A 21,411-nucleotide genomic window follows, 5' to 3' on the forward strand; every position below is an offset into this window, starting at 1 on the left:
CGGCATGGGACGCCGCATGCGCGTGGCGTCATGCGGCGGCGAAGAGGAATGGGGTTCAGATCGATGCCCGGAACGGGGCGATGGGCGCGCGGCCGTTCCGGGTCAGTCGCCTGCGACGAGGCGTCCCGCGTGGGAAAGGCGTCGAGCCTGGCTGACGAAATGCGCGATCACGGTTACAGGCTGGTCCCATGGCCCATGAAAGTCAAACCCCGCGGACGGCCGCCTTGTCGCAGGTGATGGGCATCGTCAATGTGACGCCCGACAGCTTCTCGGACGGGGGGCGATGGGCCTCGACTGAAGGCGCGATTGATCAGGCCATGCGGCTGGTCGCGGACGGGGCCGATGTGCTGGACATCGGCGGGGAGAGCACCCGGCCGGGGGCCGAGCCGGTGGGCGAGGCCGAGGAGATCGACCGGGTCGCGCCGGTCATCGCCGGCGTCCGCGCGCGGTGGGGCGGGGTGATCAGCATCGATACGATGAAGCCCGCCGTCGCGCGCGCCGCCGTCGCGGCCGGGGCGACGATGTGGAACGACGTGACGGCGCTGAGCCATGCGCCCGACAGTGCAGCGGTTGCGGCCGAACTGGGTTGCGACGTGGTGCTGATGCACATGAAGGGCGAGCCCCGGACGATGCAGTCTGACCCCCGCTATGTGGACGTGGTCGGCGAGGTGCGGGATTATCTGCGCAGCCGGGCCGAGGCGGCGATGGCGGCGGGCTTGGCGCGCGAGCGGATCTGGCTGGATCCCGGCATCGGGTTCGGCAAGACGCTGGCGCACAATATGGCGCTGACGGCGCGGTTGGACGCGCTGGTCGATCTGGGCTTTCCGGTGCTGTACGCCGCCAGTCGCAAGCGCACGATCCAGGCCATCGATGCGACGGCCGTCGCGGCAACCGACCGGCTGGGCGGGTCGCTGGCCCTGGCGCTGGAAGGCGCGCGGCGCGGGGCGCAGATGGTGCGGGTCCACGACGTGCGCGAGACGGTGCAGGCGCTGAAGGTCCAGGCGGCGTTGACGGCGGCGGATTGAAGGCCCGCGACGGACGGTCGCAGCCGGTGTAGAGGGCAGGTCTGCAACAGCCCTGATCTGCCCATGCCCCTGACCGCCTACATCGCCCCCATCGTCATGTTGTGCCTGTCGAACGTCTTCATGACCTTCGCCTGGTACGGCCATCTGAAGTTCGATCACAAGCCGCTGTGGCTGCTGGTCATGGCCAGCTGGGGTATCGCCTTCTTCGAATACTGGCTGGCGGTGCCGGCCAACCGCATCGGCATTCAGGTCTATTCGCCGGCCGAGTTGAAGACGATGCAGGAGGTGATCACCCTGTTGGTCTTCGCCGGCTTTTCGGTCCTGTATCTGGGCGAGAAGCTGACGGTGAACCATCTGGTCGGCTTCGCCTTCATCGCGCTTGGGGCCTTCTTCATCTTCAAGGGGCCGCTGGGCGGCTGATCGCGGCTTGCTCCGGACCGCGGCCTGTTCCATCTGGTCGCCATGTCCTGGGTGATGTCGATCAATCCGTGGGCGACGCTGGTCGTCGCCGGTCTGCTGGAGGTCCTGTGGGCCTCGGGCCTCAAGAACGTGGGCGTCAGCCGGCCGTGGACCTCGCTGGGGGTTCTGGTCGCGCTGGCGGGCAGCATGATCCTGTTGTGGGTCGCCACGCAGAAGCTGCCGATCGGCACGGCCTATGCGGTGTGGACCGGCATCGGGGCGGTGGGCGCGGCCGTGGTGGGCGTCCTGGTCTATGGCGAGCCGGCGACGGCGGTCAGGGCCGTGTGCATCCTGCTGATCGTGGCGGGCATCGTCGGGTTGAAACTGTTTTCGGGAGCGGCGGCATGAGCGCGCTTCATCAAGGACGCGTCTTGATCCTGGCGGGGTCCGACAGCGGCGGCGGCGCGGGCATTCAGGCCGACATCAAGGCCGTGACGATGATGGGCGGGTTCGCCGCCACCGCCATCACGGCCATCACGGTGCAGAACACATTGGGGGTCCACGGCGTCCATCCGCTGCCGCTGGATCTGATAGCGGCGCAAGGCCGCGCGGTGCTGGAGGACATCGGGACCGATGCGTTCAAGACCGGCATGCTGGGCTCGGTCGAGGTGGTCGAGACGGTCGCCGCCCTGCTGGACGAGGCGGACGCCCCGGCGGTCGTCGATCCGGTCATGGTCGCCAAGGGCGGCCATCCCCTGTTGCCCGATGCGGCGGTCGAGGCGGTGAAGCGCCTGATGATCCCGCGCGCGGCCCTGCTGACGCCCAATGCGCCCGAGGCGGAGGCCCTGACGGGCTTTGCGGTTCACGACCTGGATGGACAGAGGCGGGCGGGCGAGGCCCTGCTGGCCATGGGGGCGCGGGCGGTGCTGATGAAGGGCGGGCACGTGTCGGGGCCGACGGTGATCGACCTGCTGATGACCGCAGACTGCGAGACGGTGCTGGAGGCTGAACGGGTCGACACCCGCCACACCCACGGCACCGGCTGCACCCTGGCCAGCGCCTGTGCAGCCGGGCTGGCGATGGGGCGGCCGCTGGAGGTCGCGGTGGCCGAAGCCTGGGCCTATGTCGGCGAGGCGATCCGCCGGGCGCCGGGCCTGGGCGGCGGACACGGGCCGCTGGACCACGGCTGGCCGGTGCGGGGATGAGCGAGCTGGAGACGGAACTGGCCGCCATCGTGCGCGCCGACGCTGGGTTGATGCATGTGCTGACGACCGTCCGGGCGCTGGACCTGCCCGACTGGCGGCTGGTGTCGGGGGCGGTCTATCAGGCCGTGTGGAACGCCAGGACGGGGCGGCCGGCGGGCTATGGGGTCAAGGACTACGACCTGGCCTATTTCGACGGGTCGGACCTGTCCTACGAGGCCGAGGACGTTGTGATCAAACGCGTCGCCGCCGCCTTCGACGAACCGTTCCGCAGCCAGGTCGAGGTCCGCAACCAGGCGCGGGTGCATCTGTGGTTCCAGAACCGATTCGGCGAACCCTATGCGCCGTTGCATTCGACGGATGAGGCGCTGGAGCGGTTCGTGGCGCCGACCTTTGCGGTCGGAGTGCGGCTGGAGGCGGACGACAGCCTCAGCGTCGCCGCGCCGTTCGGGCTGGACGACGTGTTCGCGATGACGATCCGGCCCAATCCGAACCGGCCGGTTGCCAAGGGCTGGGCCAAGGCCGTCGACAGCGCGCGGGCGCGCTGGCCCGAGCTGACGGTGATCGAACCCTAAAAATATCCTGCTGGCGTCGCGCAATCACAGTCGGCTAGGTTGTGGCGATGAGCGGATTTGAACACAGCTGGTCGCAGTTTCACGGCGATCATTGGCCCATCGGCTATCGGCTCAGACAAGGCGGTGCGGCGAACTGGGTTCGATTTCACTCGCTGCCGCAATCCAAACGCTATGCCGACAGCGATGATGACTGGCGCACGCTCCTGCACCGGCAGAACGCTCTGGCCGCAGCCGTTTTGGGACATGGCCCGTGTTGGCTGGTCCAGACGCATTGGGTGAGCGCGCCCGGCACGACTGACATAGCCGACGTGCACGACCCGTTCGCGGCGACCCGAGCCTTCGATCTTCAACTCGCCTTTGAACTCGTGGACGCGGATGACGGCGAATTGTACCGCTGGCGCGTTCACGCAGGTCCGACGCGGTGGTCCAATGGCAGGTTCGATGATCTCCTGAAAAAGATCGCCGACGATGAGGCTGGACCGACGCTCTGGATGGCGCAAGCCGACGGCTCCATCTTTGCGCCCTATGACGGAGGCGTCGACCTCTTCCTTTCTCAGCCGTCGCAGGTGGCTCAACTGAAAACGGCGCACAAGAACTGGCTGTCCGCCCATCCCGAAGGCCTTTGAGGATCCATCCCTAGAAAGGCCCGTGCTTGCCGTTCGAGGAGAACTCGGGCGGGGCGGCCTTGTGAACGTATTGTTCGGCGACCAGCCAGGCCTTGAAGGGGCGCAGGCAGCCCAGGCATAGGGCGACCAGGATCGGCAGGGTCACGACCAGGTGCACCCAGATCGGCGGGTGGACGGTGAAGTCGAACACCATCAGCAGGATCATGCCCACCACCCCGACGGCCGTCATGACGAAGAAGGCCGGGCCGTCCGCCGGATCGGCGAAGGCGTAGCTGAGCCCGCACGCGGGACATTCCGTCTGAAGCGTCAGGTAGCCCTTGAACAGCGGACCTTTGCCGCAGCGGGGGCAGCGACAGGCCAGGCCGGTCTTCAGGGTGCTGAGGCGCGGATAATCGGTCATGGGACGACTATGGGCGCTTAAAACGGCGCTGTCGCGTGGACCGGTTGTCCTAACGCCATCCATCATCACGGTGAACGGCGGTTAACCGCGATTAAAGGCCTTGTGCGGCATGGGTCGGGAGATATGTCCGGGGCCTCGCCGACAAAGCGCATCCTGAAGACGACCGTGGCCGCCGCCACGGCCGGCGCCGTCGTGTTTGCGCCGATGGCGCCGCTGGCCCAGGAAGTCGGCCGGTCGCGCGATCCGCTGTCGATCAATATCGGCGCCAACGCCGAGTTCACGCGGGTCGAGTTCGGCGGCGTCATCGGGGTGCGCTCGCGCGTCAGCCGCGAGGGCGACAAGGTCGTCGTTCGGCTGGGGACCACCGCCGCGCCCGACGTCTCGCGATTGAAGGTCGATCCGCCGGCGGGGGTGAAGTCGGTCGAGACGCGGCCGAGCCGTGGCGCGGGCGGCACGGACCTGATCCTGACGCTGGAACAGGGCGCGGATGCGCGCTCGGGCGTGGCGGACGGGGCGGTTTGGCTGAACCTCTATGCGCCCGGCAAGGCGCCGGAGGGCGGGGACGCCGCCGCGCCGCAGACGACCAAGGCCGTGGTGCCGGTGCGGGCCGAGACGGCCGGCGGCAAGACCGTCCTGACCTTCGACTGGGGCGCGCCGGTGGGGGCGGCCGTCTTCCGCCGGGGCGATGCCGTATGGGTCGTGTTCGACACCGCCGCCCGCATGGATATGAGCGGCGCCAAGGCGCTGGGGTCGGCCAAGAACGCCCAGTGGGCGGCCGGGCCGGGCTATACGGCTCTGAGGATCGCCGAACCCGAGGGGCTGGGCGTCTCGGCGCAGGGGCAGGGCGGGACCTGGACCGTGACCCTGGGCGGCGCCGACGGTGCGGCAGGCGGGGTCGAGGTCGGCCGGTCCGAAGACGGCGCGCCCGTGTTGGTGGCGCAGATGGCCGGGGCGACCAAGGCGGTCTGGCTGACCGATCCGCTGGTTGGGGACCGGTTCGCGGCGGTGACGGCCCTGGCTCCCGGCAAGGGTTACGCCGGCGGACGGCGCACGGTCGATCTGAGCCTGATCCCGACGGCGCAGGGCCTTGCGGTCGAGACGGCGGCTGACGACCTGAAAATCGAGGCGGCGGGCGATCTGGTGACGCTGAGCCGGCCCAAGGGGCTGGCGCTGTCGTCGCCGGCGGCCGGGCTGGAGACGGGCGACCACAATGCAGATGCGCCCAAGCGGGCGGCCTATCCGGCGCTGATCGACGAGGCCTGGGCCGCGACGGGCGAGGCGGGGTTCTCGGACCGCTATCGCCGGCTGCAGGATGCGGCCGGGCTGGAGACCATCGCGGCGGCGGATAATCCGCGCGCGCCGATCGAGGCGCGGATGGCGCTCGCTCGGTTCCTGGTTGGGTCGGGCCTGAACTATGAGGCCATCGGGGTGCTGAACGCCCTGATCGCCAAGGCGCCCAATCTGCAAGGCGAGCCCGAAGTGCGCGGCCTGCGCGGCGTAGCGCGCGTCGGCGTCGGGCGGCTGGAAGAGGCCCAGGTCGATTTCGCGGGCGCGGCCCTGGCCAACGATCCGGCGACCAAGGTCTGGCTGGGCTATATCGCCTCGGAAATGGGCGACTGGGAGGGGGCGCGTCGCAACTTCGCCGCCGGCGCCCCGGCCATCGACAGCTTCCCCAAGGAATGGCGCGCGCGGTTCGGCGCGGCCCACGCCATGGCCGCGATCCAATTGAATGATCTCGCCGCCGCCCAACAGCTGTTGGCCTATGTGTTCAGTCAGGATGCGCCGGCGGTCGATCAACTGACCGCGCGTCTGCTGCAGGCGCGGATGTTCGAGCTGAACGGCGACAAGAACCGGGCGCTGGCGGTCTATAAGGCGGTGGCGCGCGCGCCGCTGGACGGGATCGCGACGCCGGCGAAACTGGGCGCCATCAGCCTGGAGCTGGACAAGGGCGCGATCACGCCGGATCAGGCGACGGCCCAGCTGGAACAGCTGAAATGGCGCTGGCGTGGGGATGCGACCGAGATGGCGGTCGTGCGCAAACTGTCGGGCATCTATCTGCAGCAGGGGCGCTACCGCGAGGCGCTGGACGCCCTGCGCGGCGCGGGCAAGCGGATGGCGGGCGTGCCTGGCGCAGCCGAGGTGCAGGCGGATCAGGCCAACGCCTTCCGCGCCCTGTTCCTGGACGGGGCGGCGGACGGTTTGCAGCCGGTGCAGGCGCTGGCGCTGTTCTATGACTTCCGCGAACTGACCCCGATCGGGGCGGACGGCGACGAGATGGTGCGGCGTCTGTCGCGCCGGCTGATCGACGTGGACCTGCTGGATCAGGCCGCCGAACTGCTGAAGCACCAAGTGGACGAGCGCCTGGACGGGGTGGCCAAGGCCCAAGTCGCGACCAATCTGGCCACCGTCTATCTGATGGACCGTCAGCCGGAGAAGGCGTTGCAGGCCATCTGGGGCTCGCGCACCACCCTGCTGCCCAATGCGATGAACAGCGAGCGCCGGGCGCTGGAGGCGCGCGCCCTGATGGATCTGGGCCGGTTCGACCATGCGCTGGAGGTGCTGGACCGGGATCAGTCGAACCCGGCGCGCGAGGTGCGGGCCGACATCTTCTGGAAGCAGCAGAAGTGGGGCGAGGCGGCGCCGATCTATGAGGCGCGGCTGGGCGATCGCTACAAGACCGCGACCACGCCGCTGACGCCGGCCGAGGAAAGCTGGCTGATCCGGGCGGGCGTCGGCTATTCGCTGGCGGGCGATCGAGCCGCGTTGCAGCGGCTGAGCGGGCGCTTTGGGTCGATGGTTCCCGGCGCGCGTTCGGCGGCGGCGCTGCGGGTCGCGCTGGATGACAATCTGTCGGGCGTGGCGGGAACGGGCGACTTCGCCAATCTGTCCAGCCAGGCCGACACCTTCGTCGGCTGGGTCAACAGCGCCAAACAGGCGTTCAGAAAAGAAGCCGACGCGAAGAGCGCCGCCTGAAATTGAAACGGGCGGAGATCGCGTCGCGACCCCCGCCCGTCGAAGCATGATCCTCCCCCGTGCTTTACGGGGGAGGGGGACCACGAAGTGGTGGAGGGGGCGGACCCAGCACCGGTGATGCCATCGCCCTCTCCACCGCCTGACGGCGGTCCCCCTCCCCCGCGATGCGGGGGAGGATCTATCGGCTTAGCCGTTGACGGCGTCCTTCAGCGGCTTGGAGACGCGGAAGCGCACGGCCTTGGAGGCGGCGATCTTGATGGTCGCGCCGGTGGCCGGGTTGCGGCCTTCGCGCTCGGCGCGGTCGGCGGTGTCGAAGACGCCCAGGTTCGAGATGCGGATGTCGCCGCCCGACTTCAGGGTCGAGTGGATGTTTTCGACGATCGCGGTCAGCACCTTGCCGGCGTCGGCCTGCGAAACACCAGCGTCCTTGGCGACGGCGGCGATCAGTTCGGCTTGAGTGGTCATAAGAAGCGTTTCCAGTGTTAGTCGCCCGATTCCGAGCGAGGACCGGGGGATCAACACGGATTTCCCCATGCTTTGCAAGCGCCGATGACGCTTAAAGCCATATGGGGCGGGGGATTATCCGGTACCGGACGCCCGCTGGAAGCTCTCGACCAGGCTTCCGGCGACCAGTCGCCAGCCGTCCACCAGCACGAAAAAGATCAACTTGAAGGGGAGGGAGACCACCACCGGAGGGAGCATCATCATGCCCATGGACATCAGCACGCTGGCCACCACCAGATCGATCACAAGAAACGGAACGAAAAGGAGAAATCCGATTTCGAAGGCCTTCTTCAGCTCGCTGATCATGAAGGCCGGGGTGACCACGCGCAGGGGCAGGTCCTGGACGTTCTGGGGCGGGTCGATCTTCGACAGCCGGGTGAACAGGGCGAGGTCCCCACGGTCCACCTGGGCCAGCATGAAGGTTTTTACGGGTTCGGACGCCTGATCGAAGGCCTGGGGCAGTTCGATCTGCTGATCCATCAGCGGACGGATGCCCGAATCATAGGCGTCCTGCCAGGTCGGGGCCATGACGATGGCGCTCAGGAACAGCGACAGGGACACCAGGACGGCGTTCGGCGGCGACTGTTGCAGGCCCAGCGCCGTGCGCAGCAGCGACAGGACCACGATGATCCGCACGAAGCTGGTGGTCATGATGACGATGGACGGCGCCAAGGACAGGACGGTCATCAGACCGACCAGCTGGACCACGCGCTGGGTCAGGCCGGCGCCGGTGCCCAGATCAATGTTCAGGGCCGAGCCGCTTTGCGCCGCCTGCTGAGCCAGGGCCGCGACGGGCCAGGCCAGACAGACCAGGGTGGTGAACAGCGACAGCAGGGCCGCGCGTTTCAGCTCGGCGCCGGTCGGCTTGACGAAGACGGCGGGCTTCACAGGCCGCCTCCCATTTTGCCGATAGGGGGCTGGCGCGGCTCGATCAGTTCACGGCCTTCGCCCAGCAGGATCAGCCGTTCCTCGTCGTCGACGCGGACCAGGACGAGGCGACGGGCGGGGTCCAGCACCAGGGTCTCGACGACCTGAAGCCGGCGCTCGCCGCGCTCCGCGTTCAGCCGGGCCAGGATTTGCGGCGCATAGCGGCGCGCAGCCCAGGCCGCGATCCCGATCAGGCCGAGGGTGAAGGCCAGGCCGAAGACCGCCCGGGCGAGATCGAGGAAATTCATGACGCTGCAAAGGCCCCGCGCAGTCCGCGCTCAGGCCTACGAATGTTAACCACCACGGTTAACGAGCCGTTGAGATAACCCCCTATTAACCATCCAGGCGGCATTTTCTGCCCATCGCGCGCATTCGCGTCGCACGGGAGACCGCCATGGGCGTCGCCGACATACCGCTGCTGGGGCAGATCAAGGGCCGACTGGGCTGGCTGGACGCACGCCAGCGGGTCATCGCCGAGAACGTCGCCAACGCCGATACGCCGGGCTTCGTCGGGCGCGACCTGAAACAGCCGACCGACTTCGCCGCCGCCATGCGCTCGGGCGGGGGGCTGCAGATGGTGCGCACCAATGCGGCCCATATCGCGCCGGCCGGTTCGCCGGTGCGGTTCGCTCCGACCAAGGCCCCCGATTCGGAGACAACGCTGGACGGCAACTCGGTGGTGGTCGAAGAGCAGATGCTGAAGATGGCCGAGAGCCGCATGGCCTATGACGCCGCCATCGGCTTCTACCAGAAATCCATGTCCATGATCCGCATGGCCGCCAAGCGGCCGGGCGCCTGAGCCGATGGCCGAGAAGGACTGACCCATGCCTGATCCCATCCCCCCTTCGAACAGCGCCATGGCGGTGGCGGCCTCGGCCCTGAAGGCGCAGCAGTCGCGCATGCGCGTGATCGCCGAGAACATCGCCAACGCCCAGTCGACGGCGCGCACGCCGGGCGGCGAGCCCTATCGCCGCCAGATCCCGGTCTTCCAGGCGCGCGAGGTCGATGGGGCGACCGGCGTCACCCTGGCCGAGGTGCGGCCCGACCAGGGCGACTTCAAGATGGACTATGACCCTTCGCACCCGGCCGCGAACGCGCAAGGCTATGTCATGCGGCCCAATGTCGACACCTTGGTCGAGGCGATGGACATGCGCGAGGCGCAGCGCGCCTATGAGGCCAATCTGAACGTCATCGAGACGGCGCGGTCGATGGACAGCCGCACCCTCGACATCATCAAACGCTGAGGGCTAGGCCATGAACCCGATGATGGCCGCCAAGGCCTATGCCGCCGTTCAGGGCGGCGCCATGCCGACAGCAGCCCAAGCGCCCGGCGTCGGAGACGGCGGCTTCGCCGACCTGGTCAAGAACGCCATGACCGACATGACCCAGCAGTCGCGCGCGGCCGAAACCCAGATGACCCGCTCGGTCCAGGGCCAGGGCAACCTGATCGATGTGGTCACGGCGCTGAGCTCGGCCGAGGCGTCCCTGGAAACGGTGATCTCGGTCCGCGATCAGGTGATTTCCGCCTATAAGGAAATCATGGCGATGCCGATCTGACAGCGGGTCAGAAGTAGCGTTCGCCGATCCGCAGGGTGTCGCCGGGCGAAACACGCGCATCGGCGGTTAGCGGCTGGGCTTCTTCGACCTGTGATCCGGCGCGACGCACGAAGACGCGGCGCGTGTTGGCGCGATAGGTGAAGCCTTGGGCCGTCGCCACGGCGTTCAGCACCGTCAGGTCCGGCAGATAGGGGTATTCTCCCGGCCGATTGACCTCGCCCAGGATGTAGATCGGCCGATAGGTCAGGACCTGGGCGGTGACGCGCGGCTGGTTCAGATAGCCCTGGCTCAAGGCTTGAGCGACGGCGTCCTGAAGCTGGGCGCCCGTCAAGCCGGCAGCCTGAACCTCGCCGATCAGCGGCAGGGCGATCCGGCCGTTGGCGTCGATGACGAACTCGCCGCCCAGCGCCGCCTCGCCGAAGACGTCGATGCGCACCTTGTCGGCGGAGGCGAGGCGATAGTCCGACCCGCTCTGAGGCGCAAAGGCCGTCAGGCCCAGCGACAGGATCGCCACCAGCAGGCCGATGCCTGTCCTTGCCCCCATGTCATCGCCCCCGATCGTTTCGGGTGTGAAGGCTAAACGTGTCGGTTGTTCCGGTCTAGGGGCGGTCCGACAGGATACGGGCGGCGAGATCGCGGGCCTGGCCGCGCAGGTCAGGCACGGCCGTCATCTCCCAGAAGGCGCCGCGCGTCAGGGGGCCGATGGCGTGAAGACCACGCGCGGGGGCGCCTGCGCCGTCCAGCAGACCGCCCTCGTCATCGACTTGCAGCCCAAGGCCCAGGGGATCGGGGCGACCGTAACCCTTGTCCAGGATGTCGCGGATCATCGGTTCGGTGCTCTTTGAGATCACGCCCAGCGGCCCGGTGCAGTTCACGACCAGATCGAACCGCTCCTTGATGGCGCGCTTCTTTCCGCGCGGACGCCACGAGACCTCGATGACGTCGGTCGCCTTCAGCTCGGTCAACTTGCCGGCCAGGATCGTCAGCTCGCCGCCGGCCAGCATGGAATGGATGTCTCGGGCCGGGCCGGGCGACAGGCGGTGGCGATGCACGTCCCACAGGGGGCGCAGATGGCGCAGGAAGCGGCTGCGCTCCACCCGCGACCAGCCGCGCCAAATGTCGCGCGCGGAATGGCGCAGGCGGTCGAACACGGCGCGCCAGTCCGCCTCGGCCGTCGCGGTCCGGATCTGACGCAGGATTTCGGCCGGGCTGCCCGAAAAGGCGCCGACATAGGGCGTGGGCGGAACGGTCGCGTGGGCGCGGGGCAAAAGGCCGTGACGCGACAGGGCGGTCAGGCGGCGTCCGGGCCGGCGCAGGGTGATGGCCGCATCCACCATCGTCAGGCCCGAACCGATCAGCAGCACGTTGCGCGCGTCGCGCGCCGTCTGAGGATCGAACCGCCAGGGGTTTTCGACATAGGCAGGGGAGGCGCGCACCGCGTCCTCGACGCCGGGGGGCGAGGCGGGCTCGAGATTGCCCAGCGCCAGCACGACCTGATCGGCCGCGACCTCTCCGTCGCTGGTCACGATACGCCAGCTGTCGGTCTGGCGATCGATGGACTGAGCCTCGGCGCCGATCAGGTTCAGGCGGTCGGGGGCGTCGTCCAGCGCCTCGTCAAGCAGCGCCTGAAGATAGTCGCCATAGACGCCGCGGGTGATGAAGCCGTCCTGCGCGCGCCACGACGGCTGTTCGGCCAGCCAGTCGGCGAGGTGACTGGGCTGGTCGGGAAAGGCGCTCATATTGTCCAGGCGGACGTTCAGCAGATGGCCGGGATTTCCGGTGTCATAGGCGGTGCCGGGACCGAAGACGCCGCGCCGTTCGATCAGGGTGACGCGCACATCGCGCGAGGCCTTCAGCAGATTGACGGCGGTCAGCAGGCCGCTGAAACCCGCGCCGACGATGGCGACATGCGGTCCATTCTGCTGCGGCACGCGCACCCCCGTTTTCCGTTTCCGTCGCTGTCGATAACACGCGCCGGTCCAGAGGGATCATGGCGATAAATATCTATCTGACCAGTAGGAATAACGTGATCAGCGGTTGCGACCCCTGGCCTTTAGGATGTCGCGCAGGGCCAGCGGGAGGAGCGTCCAGGGCTCGACGCAGTAGCGGACGAACAGCCGTTTGGGATCATGCAGCAGGCGATAGGCCCATTCGACGCCCGCGCGTCCCATCCAGCGCGGGGCCGCGCTTTGGACCCCCGCCTCATAGTCGAAGGCGGCGCCGACCGACAGGATGACGCAATCGGGCAGGCGCTCGAAGTTTTCGGCGATCCACAGCTCCTGGCGCGGCATTCCCATGCCGACGAACAGGATATGGGGCTTAAAGGCCGTGATCCGATCCAGGACGGCGGCGTTCTCGGACGACCCGGGGCGGGCGTCGAAGAAGCCGTGGTGGATGGCGATGTCGGCGTCGGGATAGCGGGCCTTCAGCCGACGGGCCGCCTCGTCGCCGACGCCGGGCGCGCCGCCGACGGACAGGACGCGCCAGCCCTCGCGGTTCGCCACGCTCCAGAAATGGTCGCGCCAGTCCAGATAGGTGCAGCGGTGAAAGCCCCGGCTGTGCAGGCCCAGGACGCGCGAGAAGGCCAGCAGCGGCGTCGAATCGACCTCGATCAGATCGGCCTTGTCGTAGAAGGCGCCCAGTTCAGGTCGCTTCTGCATCAGATACAGGCTGTGCAGATTGTGATTGGCGATCAGGGTCTTTGCGCCCTGTCGCACCGCCTGCTGGATGTGGTGCAGCACCTCTTCCGGCTTCACCAGATCCATCGGTTGACCCAGGATCGTGACCCGCTCGTGGGCGCGGCGGTTCTGGCGGAACGGCGCGCGCGGCCGGGCGCGACGCTCCGGGACGAAGCGCTCCGGCGCAGAGGGGCTGAGAGACGGGTCCGCCATGAGGCGCTTTTAGGCGACCTGGCCTCAAGACGGGGTTAGAAAACAGGCTTAGCGCCCATTAAGTCGCCGCCGAACGCGGATCGAAAATCATGTGCGGCCGCGCTTGCCGCGCCGCGTGCGCAAGAAATCTCGCAAAGGCGAAAAATCCTTGTTGACCCCGCCCGGAGCCTCCCTTAGAGGTCCGCGCCTTCCCGATGGAAACGCCGCAAGGCGCTGCCGACGGGGCCCAGATGGCGGAATTGGTAGACGCGCTGGCTTCAGGTGCCAGTGGCTTAACGGCCGTGGAGGTTCGAGTCCTCTTCTGGGCACCATCTTTCAGAAAGCGTCGCACCGAACGGTGCGGCGCTTTCTTTGTTTTGGCCTATCGCCTCGCGCGCGCCGCACCGCTGCTTGAGGCCCGTTCGTGGTTGAGCTTGCCCGTTTCGCGCGCCGCGTTCGCCGTGTAAGAGCCTGAGCATGACCGTTTACCTGCATGAGGGCGACCTGCCCGACGATCTGGACCTGGGGTCCGAGGTCGCCATCGATTCCGAGACCATGGGCCTGCGTTTTCGCCGCGATCCGCTGTGCGTGGTGCAGTTGTCGTCGGGCGACGGAAACGCCCATGTCGTGCGGCTGAACCGACCCGCCTATGACTGTCCGAACCTTAAGCGGGTGCTGACCGATCCGGCGGTGACCAAGATCTTCCACTTCGGCCGGTTCGACATCGGCATGTTCCTGCTGCACCTCGGCGTCGAGACGCGGCCGGTCTATTGCACCAAGATCGCCTCCAAGCTGGCGCGCACCTATACCGACCGGCACGGGCTGAAGGACGTGGTGCGCGAGACGGTGGGCGTGGACCTGTCCAAGGCGCAGCAGTCCTCGGACTGGGGCGCCGAGACGCTGAGCCAGGCGCAGCTGGACTATGCGGCGTCGGACGTCCTGTATCTGCACGCGGCCAAGGCCAAGCTGGACATGATGCTGGCGCGCGAAGGGCGAACCGATTTGGCCGCCGAATGTTTCGACTTCCTGCCGACGCGGTCGGCGCTCGACCTGGCCGGCTGGGACGAGACCGACATCTTCGCCCACAGCTGAGGCGCGCTTGACCGAAAACGGCGAACAGTCCCGCATCGAGGCCGACGAGGCCAGGGTCGCCCTGGCCGGCGCCCGTTGGCGCGCGCGCTCGCGCCGGGTGAAGCTTTATCGCCGCGTCCTGCCGATCGTCATTCTGGTGCTGGCGGGCGGCGCCCTGACCTGGACCGTGTTCCGCACCGTCATGTCGGGCGTTGAGCGCAAGGCCAGCCAGAGCCAGGAGGTCCGCCTGGATGCGCCCCTGTTCCACGGGCAGGATGCGCAGGGCCGCGCCTTCACCGTCGGCGCCCAGGGCGCCGTGCGCGACCCCAATACCGGCAAGTTCAAACTGATCGGCCCGGCGCTGAAGCTGAACCTGGGTGGGCGCAAGGTCACCGAACTGACCGCCGACGGCGGCATCTATGACGAGCAGGCCAAGACGGTGACGATCGGCCCGAACGTGCGCATTTCGGACGGCGGCACGGGCTTTGTCCTGACCACGCCCGAGGCGGTGGTCGACACCTCGACCGGAAACGTCACCGGTTCAAAGGGCGTTCAGGGTTCCGGCCCTATTGGAACCATCAACGCATCGTCCTATGCGATCTACGATCAGGGACAGCGCGTCGTGTTCGACGGCGCAGGCGACAACAAGGTGAAGGGCGTTCTGACGCCCAAGGGGTCAGGCGGATGATCGTGACGAAGATTTCGAAGACGCTGGCCGTCATCGCGGCGGCGGCCGTCGTAGGCATGCCGGCCCTGGTCGATGCTCAATCTCGCGCCGGGGCCCAGGCGACAAATCAGCCCGTCGCCTATGGCGCGGACTCGGTCGAATACGCCCCCAACCGCATCATCCTGCGCGGCCGAGCGGAGGCGACGCAGGGCGGCAATCGTTTCCGCGCCGACACCCTGACCCTGGTCAGCGGCGAGGGCGGCGATCTGCAACGCGCCGAGGCCAGCGGCACGGTCTATTTCGTGACGCCCGACCAGTCGATGCGCGGCGACCGCGCAGTCTATAATCTCGGCAATGGCGAGATCGTGGTGACGGGCAACGTCATCTTGACCCAGGGCAAGAACGTCCTGACCGGCTCGCGCCTGGTCTATAACATCAACACCGAGACCGCCCGCATGGACGGCGCGCCGCGCGGCGCCGCCGGAAGCCGCGTGCAGGGCGTCTTCTACCCCAACTCGAACTGAGGCCGTCTGGCCGTCACGGACCTGAGCATTTGGCGCGCAAGGAACTGTCAGCCCTGAACCTGGACGAGCGGCCGCAACCGGCCGCCGTGGCGCCCGCGCCTGCGGAAAAGGGCCTGCGGGTGATGAACCTGGCGCGGTCGTTCGGCCAGCGTCAGGTGGTGCGCGACGTGTCCCTGACGGTGCAGCGCGGCGAGGTCGCGGGCCTGCTGGGTCCCAACGGCGCCGGCAAGACCACCTGCTTCTACATGATCACCGGTCTGATCCCACCGGATTCGGGCGCGATCTGGCTGGACGGCGAGAACATCACCGGCCAGCCGATGTATCAGCGCAGCCGTATGGGCCTGGGCTATCTGGCGCAGGAAGCCTCGATCTTTCGCGGCATGACGGTCGAGCAGAACGTCAAGGCGGTGGTCGAGCTGAACTATCCGCGCGACCAGATCCGCGCCGAGACCGACCGGCTGCTGAACGAACTGCACATCGACCATCTGCGCCACGCGCGGGCTACGGCGCTGTCGGGCGGCGAGCGTCGGCGGGTGGAGATCGCGCGGGCGCTGGCCGGACGGCCGTCCTTCATGCTGCTGGACGAACCCTTCGCCGGCATCGACCCCCTGGCCATCGCCGACATCCGCACCGTGATCCGCTACCTGGCCAGCCAGGGCATTGGCGTGCTGATCACCGACCACAATGTGCGCGAGACCTTGGACATCACCGATCGGGTGTCGATCATCTCGAACGGCGCGGTGCTGTTCGAAGGCACGTCCGACGAGGCGATCCACGACGCCGAAGTGCGCCGGGTGTATCTGGGCGAAAACTACATCTGATCTGCGGGTGTCGTCATCCTCCGGCGAGCGTAGCGAGACCGGGGGACCCAGCGGCGCGCGACAGCGCGAACCTGTCGCGGACTAGGATTTTCCAACATCGTGCGGCTGAAGCATCGCCTGCGGCGCCGCTGGGTCCCCCGGTCTGCGCCGCGAAGACGCGGCTTGCCGGAGGATGACGAAAAGGGTCTGAGGTCGCGTTCGTCTCGCGTTAACCGGTTCGGCGACATTCTGTCCCAGCAAGTTCCGGGCCACTCGGCGGCCGGGCGGGAAGATTTCGAACGTGATCGGGCAAAGGTTAGAGGTCAGGCAGGGGCAGGGGCTGGTCATCACGCCCCAGCTGCAGCAGGCGATCAAGCTGCTGCAACTGTCGAACCTCGAGCTGGAGGACTTTGTCGAGGCCGAGCTGGAACGCAATCCACTGCTGCAACGCGAGGAGCCGGAGGGCGAGACGCCCGAGCCGGTCGAGCGCGTCGAGGCGACGGCGGACGGTGAAATGTCGTTCGGAGACGGGGTCGGCCATGAGGCTGTGTCCGGCATGGATGCGGGTTCGGACGATGTCTATGGCGACGCCGCGCCGGGCGAGCGCACCAGCGACCGGATGACTGACGAAGCCCAGCCGGGGCTGTCGGACTGGTCCAGCGCCGGCAAGGGCGGCCAGATGTTCGAGGGCGAGGGCGAGCGGCCCGACGCGCACGAGTTGACACTGTGGGAGCATCTTCAGGCCCAGGCGTCGAGCGCGGGCCTGACGCCGGCGGACCACGGCATAGCCCTGACCCTGATCGATGCGACGGACGAGGGCGGCTATCTGCGGGGAGAACTGACCGAGTTCGCCGACCGGCTGGGCGTGCCGCTGGAGCGGATCGAGGCGGTGCTGGGCGTCTGCCACGGATTCGAGCCGACCGGGATCATGGCGCGGTCGGTGCCGGAATGCCTGAAGCTGCAACTGATCGAGCGCAATCGGTTCGATCCGGCGATGGCGGCCCTGCTGGACAATCTGGACCTGCTGGCCAAGCGCGATCTGGCGGGCCTGCGCCGCGTCTGCGAGGTCGATGGCGAGGATCTGACCGACATGATCGCCGAACTGCGGGCGCTGACGCCGCGTCCGGGCGCAGGCTTCGGCGGCGAGCCGGCCCAGACGGTCGTGCCCGATGTGCATGTTCGGCCCGATCCCGCCGGCGGCTGGCGGGTCGAGCTGAACGCAGACACCCTGCCGCGCCTGTTGGTCGACAAACGCTATCACGGCCTGGTCCAGGCCGGCGCGCGCTCGGATACCGAAAAGACCTTCGTCGCCGACTGCGCCGCCCAGGCCAACTGGCTGGTCAAGTCGCTGGATCAGCGGGCCAAGACCATTCTGAAGGTCTCATCCGAGATCGTGCGCCAGCAGGACGCCTTCCTGGCTTTCGGCGTCGAGTTTCTGAGGCCGCTCAATCTGAAGACCGTCGCCGACGCCATCGGCATGCACGAATCCACGGTCAGCCGCGTCACCTCGAACAAATATATCGCCACGCCGCGGGGCGTGTTCGAGCTGAAATTCTTCTTCACCGCCGCCATTCAGTCGGTGGACGGCGCATCGACCCATTCGGCCGAAGCCGTCCGTCACAAGATCAAATCCATGATCGACGGCGAGGGTCTGGAGGGCGACGTTTTGTCCGACGATCGGATCGTGGAAATCCTGAAGGAAACGGGCATCGACATCGCCCGCCGCACCGTGGCCAAATACCGAGAAGCCTTGAGGATTCCGTCCTCGGTCGAGCGCCGCCGGATGATGAAGACGGGCTGAAATCCACAGCCAAGCGTGACCACAAATCGGTGATCTGGATTGACACCAAATCGGGTCGGGCGCGTTCTATCGGCATGCAAGTCCAAGTCAGCGGCAAGCAAGTGGATGTCGGCGAAGCGTTAGGCTCGCGCATCTCCCAGGAACTCGAAGACGGGGTCGGAAAATACTTCGCCCGAGGCGGTGAAGACGCCGAGGTCGTGGTGTCCAAGGACGGTCACAACTTCAAGGTGGACTGTTGGGTCCGCCTCGCGTCGGGCCAGACCTTGGTGACGACCGGAATGGGCGGCGACGCCCACTCGGCCTTCACTGAGGCGCTGGATCGGCTCGAAAAGCGGGTTCGCCGCTACAAGCGCCGGCTCAAGGATCACCACATCGGACCCAAGGGTCTGTCGCCCGAGAAGACCGAAAACGCCGCCCGCGAAGTCGCACGCAGCATCGTGCTGCGTGATCCCGACAGCGTGGAAGACGACGTCTTCGGCGACGCGAGCGAGAACGACGGCCCGCCGCCGGTGGGCATGGTCATCGCCGAGACCGAGCACGAAATCCGCACCATCACGGTCGGACGGGCCGTGCTCGAGCTGGATATGACGGGCTATCCGGTCGTGCTGTTCCGTAACGCGGCGCACGGCGGTCTGGCGGTCGTCTATCGTCGTCCGGACGGCAATGTGGGATGGATCGATCCCGAACGGACGGCCAAGTCCAACGGTTCGGTGAACTAAGCCTCAGTTTGACTTCGGCGCGGTTGTCTCTAAACGGGCGGCCGCGCCGTTGTCTGCTGCGCGTATCGAGGTTGTGTAATGGACATCGGTGATCTGCTCGCGCCCAAGGGCGTGGTGCTGCGCAGCGGCGCGTCGTCCAAGCGACAGGCGCTTCACGCGCTGGCGGAGGCGGCGTCGCATGCGCTGGGCCTCGACGAAGCCCGTATCTTCGACGCCTTGATGGAACGCGAGACGCTGGGATCGACCGGGCTGGGGTCTGGGGTCGCGGTGCCGCACGCGCGTCTCACCGAGGTCGAGAAGGTGACGGCGGTGTTCGTGCGGCTGGATACGCCTGTGGCCTATGACGCGGTGGACGACCGGCCCGTCGATCTGATCGTCGGCCTGTTTGCCCCGCCCAAGGCGGGCACCGAGCATCTTCGCGCATTGGCGGCGGTGTCGCGCGCGCTGCGCTCGCCCGAGCTGCGAGAGCAACTGAGACAGGCGCGCACGACCGATGCGATCCGCGCCCTGTTCGTCAAGGACGCCACGGCCGCGACGGCGGCCTGAACTGCGGCGCCTGCGCGCCGCCATCCATCAGATCAGTGAACGGAAACCGGCTCCAGCTCGTGCGCCACGGCGGCGGCGAAGGCGGTGTCGCGGTCGATCATGACCGCCAGACGCTCGCCGTCGGCGCTGTGGACGGCGTACAGCATCTGGCCGGGGTTAAGATCCACGTCCTTGATCTCGACCGCCTCTTCAAGCAGGTCCGAGGCCTTGATCTCGCGCACATAGACGAGGTCGGGGGCGCCCAGTCCGGCAAAGTCTTCCTTAGTCATCGTCATCGGCGTCATTAGGACCGCCTCCTTCATGTTTGACAACGCCCGGATCGCCGGGCGGTTCGAATGGCTGTGGTTTTCAGCCGGCCGTGATGGGCCCAGAAGTAATGGGAATGCGTCGCACCTGGCGCTCGGCCTCGGGTCGGATCAGATCGACGTGGAGCAGGCCGTGCTCCAGTCGTGCGCCCTCGACTTCCAGCCCGTCGGCCAGGACGAAGTTACGAACGAAGCCGCGCGCCGCGATGCCGCGATGCAGGAAGGCCTGTTCGCCCCTGCCGGCATCGTCGCGCTTGCCGGCGATGGTCAGCTGGCGGCCGTCCAGGGTGATGGCCAGTTCGTCCGGCGCGAACCCGGCGACGGCCAGGCTGATGCGGACGCCCGCATCGCCGATCTGTTCGACATTATAGGGCGGATAGCTTTCGGCCGCGGCCTTGGCGGCGCGGTCGATCAGGGCGCGGGTGTGGTCAAAGCCCAGCAGAAAGGGGCTGTCGAACAGGAGTGTGCGCGTCGTCGTCATCTGGGGTCCTTGCGTCAGCGACCGAGCGGTCGGTCTCCCGCAATCGGCAAGACCGTCCGTCACAGATGAAGATGGGGTCTGGCGAGGGCGGGATCAACCGGCAGCGCCTGTGGGGTCAGTGGATGGCCTCGCCGTGCTGGGTATAGTCCAGCCCCTCGACCTCTTCATCCTTGGTGACGCGCAGGCCCGTGGTGAACTTGCAGATCATCAGGACGACGAAGGTGCCGACGGCGCTCCAGGCGATGACGCCGACCAGGCCGACGGCCTGTTTCCACACGGTCGCCCCCTCCGACAAGGCGTTGACGGTCGTGGTGGCGAAGACGCCGGTCAGCAGGGCGCCGACGATGCCGCCGACGCCGTGCACGCCGAAGGCGTCCAGACTGTCGTCGTATTTCAGCGCGTGCTTCAGCCAGACCGCGCCCGCATAGCAGGCCGGACCGCCGATCAGGCCGATGAAGAAGGCGCCCTTGGGATCGACGAAACCGGCGGCGGGCGTGATGGCGACCAGACCGCCGACGACGCCCGACAACAGGCCCAGCAGGGTCGGACGCTTGCGATCGAACCATTCGATGGTCATCCAGCCCAGGGCGGCAGCTCCGGCGGCCAGGATGGTGTTGAAGGCGGCGGTGGCGGCCAGCGCATCCGCCGCGCCTGCTGACCCCGCATTGAAGCCGAGCCAGCCGACCAGCAGCAGGCCGGTGCCGATCGCGCTATAGACCAGGTTGGCGGGGGCCATGTTGTCGCGCCCGAAGCCGTGACGCGGCCCCAGCACCAGGGCGCAGACCAGGCCGGCGATACCGGCGTTGACGTGCACGACCGCGCCGCCCGCAAAGTCGAGCACGCCCAGACCGCCAAGATAGCCCCCGCCCCAGACCTGGTGACAGATCGGCGCATAGACGATCAGGTGCCATAGGCCAAAGAACAGCAGGCTGGCCGAGAACTTCATCCGCTCGGCGAAGGCGCCGGCGATCAGGGCCGGGGTGATGATGGCGAACGTCATCTGGAAGGCGACGAACAGCAGTTCGGGCAGGCCGGGCAGCAGGCTGTGGGCCGTCTGGGCGGTGACGCCGTTCAGGAAGGCGGCCTGCACGCCGCCGATGAAGCCGTTGACCGCGTCCGGTCCCTTGCCGAACGACAGGCTGTAGCCGACCAGGAACCACAGGACCGAGACGACGGCGAAGGCGGCCGCCGACTGGGCCACCACGCTGATGATGTTCTTCTTCCTGACCATGCCGCCGTAGAACAGGGCCAGGCCCGGCAGGGTCATCAGCAGGACCAGGGCCGTCGAGGTCAGGATCCAGGCCGTCGCCGCCGTATCGATGGCCATTGGCGCCTGATGCGCCAGCAGGGCCGGGCCCGCCAGGGCCGGTGAGGCGAAGGCCGCCGCCCCGGCGACGAACGTGACGGCGAGGGCGGCGGATCGGGTCATGGCGGCTTTC

27 protein-coding genes and 1 tRNA gene are annotated in these 21,411 nt (G+C 67.7%); 18 read left to right on the forward strand and 10 right to left on the reverse strand.

Annotation, left to right across the window (positions count from 1 at the left end; all coding sequences use genetic code 11):
* Positions 1–188 precede the first annotated feature (188 nt).
* The 6 genes from folP (at position 189) to DT343_RS00225 (ending at position 3,827) form a co-directional block, all read left to right on the forward strand.
* Positions 189–1,025 carry a dihydropteroate synthase gene (gene folP / locus DT343_RS00200; RefSeq protein ID WP_112861288.1) on the forward strand — a complete coding sequence of 279 codons (837 nt, stop codon included), beginning with the start codon at positions 189–191 and terminating at the stop codon, positions 1,023–1,025.
* Between the two features lie 63 nt (positions 1,026–1,088).
* Entirely contained in the window at positions 1,089–1,445 is a 357-nt protein-coding gene (locus DT343_RS00205) for a DMT family protein (RefSeq protein ID WP_055806433.1), read from the forward strand.
* 42 nt (positions 1,446–1,487) lie between these two features.
* Positions 1,488–1,832, forward strand: coding sequence for a DMT family transporter (locus tag DT343_RS00210; protein WP_112861289.1), 345 nt, complete (start codon positions 1,488–1,490; stop codon positions 1,830–1,832).
* Positions 1,829–2,629, forward strand: coding sequence for a bifunctional hydroxymethylpyrimidine kinase/phosphomethylpyrimidine kinase (gene thiD, locus DT343_RS00215; RefSeq protein ID WP_112861290.1), 801 nt, complete (start codon positions 1,829–1,831; stop codon positions 2,627–2,629). The genes DT343_RS00210 and thiD overlap by 4 nt, the downstream gene beginning before the upstream one ends.
* A complete protein-coding gene (locus tag DT343_RS00220) occupies positions 2,626–3,201 on the forward strand; it encodes a nucleotidyltransferase family protein (RefSeq protein WP_112861291.1) in 576 nt (191 codons plus the stop codon). The genes thiD and DT343_RS00220 overlap by 4 nt, the downstream gene beginning before the upstream one ends.
* 47 nt (positions 3,202–3,248) lie before the next feature.
* Positions 3,249–3,827, forward strand: a complete 579-nt coding sequence (locus DT343_RS00225; protein ID WP_112861292.1) for a DUF3885 domain-containing protein — start codon at positions 3,249–3,251, stop codon at positions 3,825–3,827.
* Between the two features lie 10 nt (positions 3,828–3,837).
* Here DT343_RS00225 and DT343_RS00230 read toward each other — a convergent pair whose 3' ends face one another.
* The gene (locus DT343_RS00230) at positions 3,838–4,227 is read right to left on the reverse strand and encodes a DUF983 domain-containing protein (RefSeq protein WP_039246144.1); all 390 of its coding nucleotides are present in this window, start codon (positions 4,225–4,227) and stop codon (positions 3,838–3,840) included.
* A gap of 123 nt (positions 4,228–4,350) precedes the next feature.
* Between DT343_RS00230 and DT343_RS00235 the strand changes: the two genes are divergently transcribed.
* On the forward strand, positions 4,351–7,200 hold the full coding sequence (locus tag DT343_RS00235; RefSeq protein ID WP_112861293.1) for a tetratricopeptide repeat protein: 2,850 nt from the start codon (positions 4,351–4,353) through the stop codon (positions 7,198–7,200).
* Between the two features lie 186 nt (positions 7,201–7,386).
* Here DT343_RS00235 and DT343_RS00240 read toward each other — a convergent pair whose 3' ends face one another.
* The 3 genes from DT343_RS00240 to DT343_RS00250 all read right to left on the reverse strand — a co-directional run bounded on the left by DT343_RS00240 (position 7,387) and on the right by DT343_RS00250 (position 8,879).
* Entirely contained in the window at positions 7,387–7,665 is a 279-nt protein-coding gene (locus DT343_RS00240) for an HU family DNA-binding protein (RefSeq protein ID WP_017506838.1), read from the reverse strand.
* A gap of 114 nt (positions 7,666–7,779) precedes the next feature.
* The gene (fliP, locus tag DT343_RS00245; protein WP_039244769.1) at positions 7,780–8,592 is read right to left on the reverse strand and encodes a flagellar type III secretion system pore protein FliP; all 813 of its coding nucleotides are present in this window, start codon (positions 8,590–8,592) and stop codon (positions 7,780–7,782) included.
* Entirely contained in the window at positions 8,589–8,879 is a 291-nt protein-coding gene (locus DT343_RS00250) for a FliO/MopB family protein (RefSeq protein WP_112861294.1), read from the reverse strand. The genes fliP and DT343_RS00250 overlap by 4 nt, the downstream gene beginning before the upstream one ends.
* 146 nt (positions 8,880–9,025) lie before the next feature.
* On the opposite strand from DT343_RS00250, the gene flgB reads away from it, so the two are divergent.
* From flgB to DT343_RS00265, 3 genes are read left to right on the forward strand one after another with little or no spacing between them, the layout of a single operon-like run.
* Positions 9,026–9,430, forward strand: a complete 405-nt coding sequence (gene flgB / locus DT343_RS00255) for a flagellar basal body rod protein FlgB (protein ID WP_017506835.1) — start codon at positions 9,026–9,028, stop codon at positions 9,428–9,430.
* A gap of 25 nt (positions 9,431–9,455) precedes the next feature.
* Entirely contained in the window at positions 9,456–9,875 is a 420-nt protein-coding gene (gene flgC / locus DT343_RS00260; RefSeq protein ID WP_369796239.1) for a flagellar basal body rod protein FlgC, read from the forward strand.
* A 10-nt stretch (positions 9,876–9,885) separates the two neighbouring features.
* A complete protein-coding gene (locus DT343_RS00265) occupies positions 9,886–10,188 on the forward strand; it encodes a flagellar hook-basal body complex protein FliE (RefSeq protein ID WP_045809720.1) in 303 nt (100 codons plus the stop codon).
* A gap of 7 nt (positions 10,189–10,195) precedes the next feature.
* On the opposite strand, the gene DT343_RS00270 is transcribed toward DT343_RS00265, so the two are convergent.
* The 3 genes from DT343_RS00270 to DT343_RS00280 all read right to left on the reverse strand — a co-directional run bounded on the left by DT343_RS00270 (position 10,196) and on the right by DT343_RS00280 (position 13,079).
* Positions 10,196–10,732 carry a polysaccharide biosynthesis/export family protein gene (locus tag DT343_RS00270; protein ID WP_112861295.1) on the reverse strand — a complete coding sequence of 179 codons (537 nt, stop codon included), beginning with the start codon at positions 10,730–10,732 and terminating at the stop codon, positions 10,196–10,198.
* Positions 10,733–10,787: 55 nt separating this feature from the next.
* On the reverse strand, positions 10,788–12,119 hold the full coding sequence (locus tag DT343_RS00275; RefSeq protein ID WP_181669086.1) for an FAD/NAD(P)-binding protein: 1,332 nt from the start codon (positions 12,117–12,119) through the stop codon (positions 10,788–10,790).
* Between the two features lie 99 nt (positions 12,120–12,218).
* Entirely contained in the window at positions 12,219–13,079 is an 861-nt protein-coding gene (locus tag DT343_RS00280) for a WecB/TagA/CpsF family glycosyltransferase (protein WP_112861297.1), read from the reverse strand.
* Between the two features lie 224 nt (positions 13,080–13,303).
* On the opposite strand from DT343_RS00280, the gene DT343_RS00285 reads away from it, so the two are divergent.
* The 8 genes from DT343_RS00285 to ptsN all read left to right on the forward strand — a co-directional run bounded on the left by DT343_RS00285 (position 13,304) and on the right by ptsN (position 19,186).
* Positions 13,304–13,390 (forward strand) — tRNA-Leu (locus tag DT343_RS00285).
* A gap of 145 nt (positions 13,391–13,535) precedes the next feature.
* Positions 13,536–14,150 (forward strand): ribonuclease D, encoded by a 615-nt coding sequence (locus tag DT343_RS00290; protein ID WP_045809722.1) that lies wholly within the window; start codon positions 13,536–13,538, stop codon positions 14,148–14,150.
* A gap of 7 nt (positions 14,151–14,157) precedes the next feature.
* On the forward strand, positions 14,158–14,817 hold the full coding sequence (gene lptC / locus DT343_RS00295) for an LPS export ABC transporter periplasmic protein LptC (RefSeq protein WP_112861298.1): 660 nt from the start codon (positions 14,158–14,160) through the stop codon (positions 14,815–14,817).
* Positions 14,814–15,320: an LptA/OstA family protein gene (locus DT343_RS00300; RefSeq protein ID WP_112861299.1), complete on the forward strand. Its 507-nt coding sequence runs from the start codon at positions 14,814–14,816 to the stop codon at positions 15,318–15,320. The genes lptC and DT343_RS00300 overlap by 4 nt, the downstream gene beginning before the upstream one ends.
* Before the next feature lie 29 nt (positions 15,321–15,349).
* Positions 15,350–16,141: an LPS export ABC transporter ATP-binding protein gene (gene lptB, locus DT343_RS00305; RefSeq protein ID WP_174087076.1), complete on the forward strand. Its 792-nt coding sequence runs from the start codon at positions 15,350–15,352 to the stop codon at positions 16,139–16,141.
* A gap of 280 nt (positions 16,142–16,421) precedes the next feature.
* Positions 16,422–17,921 carry an RNA polymerase factor sigma-54 gene (gene rpoN, locus DT343_RS00310; RefSeq protein WP_112861300.1) on the forward strand — a complete coding sequence of 500 codons (1,500 nt, stop codon included), beginning with the start codon at positions 16,422–16,424 and terminating at the stop codon, positions 17,919–17,921.
* A gap of 74 nt (positions 17,922–17,995) precedes the next feature.
* A complete protein-coding gene (gene hpf, locus DT343_RS00315; protein ID WP_112861301.1) occupies positions 17,996–18,640 on the forward strand; it encodes a ribosome hibernation-promoting factor, HPF/YfiA family in 645 nt (214 codons plus the stop codon).
* Positions 18,641–18,718: 78 nt separating this feature from the next.
* The gene (gene ptsN, locus DT343_RS00320) at positions 18,719–19,186 is read left to right on the forward strand and encodes a PTS IIA-like nitrogen regulatory protein PtsN (RefSeq protein ID WP_112861302.1); all 468 of its coding nucleotides are present in this window, start codon (positions 18,719–18,721) and stop codon (positions 19,184–19,186) included.
* Positions 19,187–19,218: 32 nt separating this feature from the next.
* Here the strand turns inward: ptsN and DT343_RS00325 are convergent, their stop codons facing one another.
* The 3 genes from DT343_RS00325 to DT343_RS00335 all read right to left on the reverse strand — a co-directional run bounded on the left by DT343_RS00325 (position 19,219) and on the right by DT343_RS00335 (position 21,401).
* Positions 19,219–19,470, reverse strand: a complete 252-nt coding sequence (locus DT343_RS00325; RefSeq protein ID WP_017506777.1) for a DUF1150 family protein — start codon at positions 19,468–19,470, stop codon at positions 19,219–19,221.
* Between the two features lie 64 nt (positions 19,471–19,534).
* Complete coding sequence (locus tag DT343_RS00330; RefSeq protein WP_091749944.1) at positions 19,535–19,972, reverse strand: Hsp20 family protein; 438 nt, start codon at positions 19,970–19,972, stop codon at positions 19,535–19,537.
* 115 nt (positions 19,973–20,087) lie between these two features.
* Complete coding sequence (locus DT343_RS00335; RefSeq protein WP_112861303.1) at positions 20,088–21,401, reverse strand: ammonium transporter; 1,314 nt, start codon at positions 21,399–21,401, stop codon at positions 20,088–20,090.
* Between the last annotated feature and the right edge of the window lie 10 nt (positions 21,402–21,411).

The sequence above is a fragment of the Brevundimonas vesicularis genome, from assembly GCF_900445985.1.
In the GTDB taxonomy this organism is placed as follows: Bacteria; Pseudomonadota; Alphaproteobacteria; order Caulobacterales; family Caulobacteraceae; genus Brevundimonas; species Brevundimonas vesicularis_D.